This is a genomic window from Ruania albidiflava DSM 18029, from assembly GCF_000421225.1.
In the GTDB taxonomy this organism is placed as follows: domain Bacteria; phylum Actinomycetota; class Actinomycetes; order Actinomycetales; family Beutenbergiaceae; genus Ruania; species Ruania albidiflava.
Genome location: NZ_ATWL01000047.1, coordinates 1 through 2573, shown reverse-complemented (window position 1 = coordinate 2573; position 2573 = coordinate 1). Strand labels below are relative to the sequence as shown.

Here is a 2573-nt window from a genome sequence, read left to right as displayed (position 1 = left end):
TTTTTTTGGTTGGATGGCTGCTCTCATGGGGTTTTGTGCTTTGTGGGGGTGGTTGTTTGGTCAGGATTTTTTCGTATGATTTGTTGATGCTGTGGCCTGTTTGTGGGTTGTGGTGTTGATAGGTTTTGTATGGAGAGTTTGATCCTGGCTCAGGACGAACGCTGGCGGCGTGCTTAACACATGCAAGTCGAACGATGAACCGACAGCTTGCTGTTGGGGATTAGTGGCGAACGGGTGAGTAACACGTGAGTAACCTGCCCTCCTCTTCGGGATAAGCGCTGGAAACGGTGTCTAATACTGGATATTCAGGCCTTGCCGCATGGTGGGGTTTGGAAAGTTTTTTCGGTGGGGGATGGACTCGCGGCCTATCAGCTTGTTGGTGGGGTGATGGCCTACCAAGGCGACGACGGGTAGCCGGCCTGAGAGGGTGACCGGCCACACTGGGACTGAGACACGGCCCAGACTCCTACGGGAGGCAGCAGTGGGGAATCTTGCACAATGGGCGAAAGCCTGATGCAGCGACGCCGCGTGAGGGATGACGGCCTTCGGGTTGTAAACCTCTTTCAGTAGGGAAGAAGCTGACTTTGTTGGTGACGGTACCTGCAGAAGAAGCGCCGGCTAACTACGTGCCAGCAGCCGCGGTAATACGTAGGGCGCAAGCGTTGTCCGGAATTATTGGGCGTAAAGAGCTCGTAGGCGGTTTGTCGCGTCTGGTGTGAAAACTCAAGGCTTAACCTTGAGCTTGCATCGGGTACGGGCAGACTAGAGTGTGGTAGGGGAGACTGGAATTCCTGGTGTAGCGGTGGAATGCGCAGATATCAGGAGGAACACCGATGGCGAAGGCAGGTCTCTGGGCCACTACTGACGCTGAGGAGCGAAAGCATGGGTAGCGAACAGGATTAGATACCCTGGTAGTCCATGCCGTAAACGTTGGGCACTAGGTGTGGGATCCATTCCACGGGTTCTGCGCCGCAGCTAACGCATTAAGTGCCCCGCCTGGGGAGTACGGCCGCAAGGCTAAAACTCAAAGGAATTGACGGGGGCCCGCACAAGCGGCGGAGCATGCGGATTAATTCGATGCAACGCGAAGAACCTTACCAAGGCTTGACATACACCGGAAGCCTGCAGAGATGTGGGTCTCTTTGGACACTGGTGTACAGGTGGTGCATGGTTGTCGTCAGCTCGTGTCGTGAGATGTTGGGTTAAGTCCCGCAACGAGCGCAACCCTTGTCCTATGTTGCCAGCACGTGATGGTGGGGACTCATAGGAGACTGCCGGGGTCAACTCGGAGGAAGGTGGGGATGACGTCAAATCATCATGCCCCTTATGTCTTGGGCTTCACGCATGCTACAATGGCCGGTACAGAGGGTTGCGAAGCTGTGAGGTGGAGCGAATCTCTTAAAGCCGGTCTCAGTTCGGATTGGGGTCTGCAACTCGACCCCATGAAGTCGGAGTCGCTAGTAATCGCAGATCAGCAACGCTGCGGTGAATACGTTCTCGGGCCTTGTACACACCGCCCGTCACGTCATGAAAGTCGGTAACACCCGAAGCCGGTGGCCCAACCCTTGTGGGGGGAGCTGTCGAAGGTGGGATTGGCGATTGGGACGAAGTCGTAACAAGGTAGCCGTACCGGAAGGTGCGGCTGGATCACCTCCTTTCTAAGGAGCATCTTATTCCGCGTGCCATGTTGTGTGGTGTGTGGGTAGGGCCAGGCCATGCCGAGTGTGTGTGGCTGGTTGCTCGTGGGTGGAACATTGATCACTGCTTCTCTGCTGCTGTTGGCCTTGGTGGTTGGTGGTGGTGGGGGCACACTGTTGGGCTCCCGGGCAACGAGCCTCCGTTGGTGGGGTTGGTTGTTTGTGGTGCGGCCTGCTGGCTGGTTCCTGGGGTTTCCTGGGGGTTGGTGGTGGGATCGTCGGTAGCTTGAGAACTGCACAGTGGACGCGAGCATCTTTGATTTTTGTGGTTTAAGTTGTTAAGAGCATTCGGTGGATGCCTTGGCACCAGGAGCCGATGAAGGACGTAGTAGCCTGCGATAAGCCTCGGGGAGTTGGCAAACGAGCTTTGATCCGAGGATGTCCGAATGGGGAAACCCGGCCGGGGTCATGCCCGGTGACCTGCACCTGAACTCATAGGGTGTGTGGAGGGAACGCGGGGAAGTGAAACATCTCAGTACCCGCAGGAAGAGATATTCCGTGAGTAGTGGCGAGCGAAAGCGGATGAGGCTAAACCAGGGGTGTGTGATAGCCGGCAGGCGTTGCACCTTTGGGGTTGTGGGACTCGATGACTGGTTCTGCCGGACTGGTGAGGAGTTACAAAGTTGCGTGGTAGTCGAATGGTCTTGAAAGGCCAAGCATAGAGGGTGTTACTCCCGTAGACGAAACTGCGTGGCCTCCTGTTGAGTATCCCAAGTAGTACGGGGCCCGAGGAATCCCGTGCGAATCTGCCAAGACCACTTGGTAAGCCTAAATACTACCTGGTGACCGATAGCGGACAAGTACCGTGAGGGAAAGGTGAAAAGTACCCCGGGAGGGGAGTGAAATAGTACCTGAAACCGTGTGCTTACAATCCGT

The 2573-nt window shown here is 56.0% G+C and carries 2 rRNA genes; both read left to right on the top strand.

What is annotated here, in order from left to right:
* Positions 1 to 126: 126 nt before the first annotated feature.
* Positions 127 to 1658, top strand: a 16S ribosomal RNA gene (locus K338_RS0119395).
* A 307-nt stretch (positions 1659 to 1965) separates the two neighbouring features.
* Positions 1966 to 2573, top strand: a 23S ribosomal RNA gene (locus K338_RS0119390); the annotation flags it as partial.